The organism is Rhodococcus sp. NPDC059968 (assembly GCF_042738615.1).
Classification (GTDB): domain Bacteria; phylum Actinomycetota; class Actinomycetes; order Mycobacteriales; family Mycobacteriaceae; genus Rhodococcus_F.
The window spans coordinates 1-1947 of the sequence record NZ_JBHWUE010000256.1; the positions used below are offsets into that span (position 1 = coordinate 1).

The following is a 1947-nucleotide window of genomic DNA, read 5'->3' on the forward strand; positions in this document are numbered from 1 at the left end:
GTAGAGGTGCGCGGGACAGCGACGGGCATGTTCGCTACGCAGTAGAACACCGAGTCGTGGACCTGGTAGGTGGGTTCGGCATGCGTGGTGGGACGCGAGTCCTCGAAGCAGCCGCCCTGGTCGATGGCGATGTCGACAAGCACCGAGCCGGGCTTCATCCGCGAGACGAAGGTGTTGGACACCAGCTTGGGGGCCTTCGCGCCGGGGACGAGAACGGCGCCGATGACGAGGTCCGCGTCGAGCACGGCCTGCTCAAGCTCGAGGCTGCTAGAGACGATCGTCTTGACCTTCCCGGAGTACTGGGCGTCGATCTCGCGCAAGCGGGCGACGCTCTCGTGCAATGAATCTTCCCTCGATACGCACCCTGGCAGGTTGCTCCCAGCGTCTTCCCGAACATCCCGAATGCGTTTGAGCAGAAGTTGCGCTGCCATCGCGCCCATCTCCCGTTGATGCACCTCGTAGGTCGTAATCGCCGGTCGGTACACCTCCGACCAAGGCGAATTGAAGAAGGCTGCGACCGATTGCCGGTCGTCGAGTTTCTTCGTTCCTCGCCGCTGTCGGGCCGGACTCCGTCGTCGCCGACCTCCTCGACGCGTCCCGACGCTGACACCCTGTCCGAGAGTCGTTCCCGTGCGGTGGGCAACTGGTTGCGGTGGCCCTTGATTCCGGCTCTCGGCTTGTCGAATCCTCAGCCAACGGGGACTCCGGATCGGGCCATGTTGGTGAGGAGCACCGATACCGCTCGATCGGCGAACTCGGGTGCGTTGATGTCGCAGTCGAGTTCGACCAGTTCAACGCGGTCTGGGTCGATCCCCGCGCGGATTGCGGCGAAAAGCGCCTCGTCCGCGACGTGGTCGGCGAAGGGAGCGCCCTCCACCGACAGTGCGGAGACACCCCTCAGAGGAATCAGCACCGTCGTCGCTCCGATCGATGCGTTGAGCCGTTCCGCGAGCCTTCGGCCGAGTTCCTCGGTCTCCTCCGGAGTGGTGCGCATCAGCGTGACGGACGGATTGTGTTGGTAGAGGCGACGAGTCGAGAACTCGCTCGGTACACTGTCGCGGGGACCGAAGTTGACCATGTCAAGTGCGCCGACAGAGACCACCTGGGGAACGCCGCGGAGTGCCGCCGCAGAAAGCCGCTCGGGACCGGCCGCGAATACCCCACCGACGAGTTCGTCAGCGAGTTCGGTCGTCGTGATATCGAGGGCCGCGTCGATCAAGCCCTCACGGATGAGGCGCTCCATCATGCGCCCGCCCGTACCGGTCATGTGGAAGACCACGACCTCCGATCCGCGCCGCTCGAGCTCTCCTCGAGCACGATCCACGCAGGGCGTGGTGACGCCGAACATGCTCGCTGCGATGGTCGATGCGCTCTTCGTCGGGACGCGGGCTCCGTCTGAGCTTTGCGCGACGATGCTTGCTGCGGCCTTCTCGATCACCCCGCGGAGAATACTGTTCAGTCCAGCGATATCGGTGATCGAGGGCACCAGGATGAGGTCGCTCTCCCCTACATAGGGTGCAGTGTAGCCGGACGCCGCGGTCGATACGATCATCTTCGGAACACCCAACGGCAGTTCGCGGAATGCCGCGCCTGCGACGGCTGTGCCACCAGTGCCGCCGAGGCTGATAGCCCCGTCGATGTCGCCGTTCGCGGCGAACCTGCGGAAGAGCGCCGCGGCGCCGTTGGCCATCGCCCGCATCGCGGCTCCGCGGTCGCGCCCCCTGAGCAGCTCCTTCAGGTCCGCCCCGCCCAGGTCCGCCACCGTGGAGCTGGGGACGTCCGCCCATGCCGGCGGTCGGTCGTGAACTCCGAAGTCCACCGCGAGAACTCTCGCGCCCCGCCGCACGAGCTCCTCCCTGAGGAACTCGAACTCGGACGCCTTCGTGTCGAATGCTCCGAGCATCGCTACCGTTGTCACATCGACTCCTTCGTCGCTTCCCATTGCGG

The 1947-nt window shown here is 65.5% G+C and carries 1 protein-coding gene and 2 pseudogenes; all 3 read right to left on the minus strand.

Annotation, left to right across the window (positions count from 1 at the left end; all coding sequences use genetic code 11):
- Positions 1 to 332 (minus strand): annotated as a pseudogene (locus tag ACFWAY_RS53620) (alanine dehydrogenase); the annotation flags it as partial.
- 45 nt (positions 333 to 377) lie between these two features.
- Positions 378 to 776: pseudogene (locus ACFWAY_RS53625) on the minus strand (substrate-binding domain-containing protein); the annotation flags it as partial.
- Positions 689 to 1947, minus strand: a 1259-nt coding sequence (locus tag ACFWAY_RS53630; protein WP_378516523.1) for a Tm-1-like ATP-binding domain-containing protein, incomplete at its 5' end; no start/stop codon positions are given. The pseudogene ACFWAY_RS53625 and the gene ACFWAY_RS53630, both read right to left, overlap by 88 nt.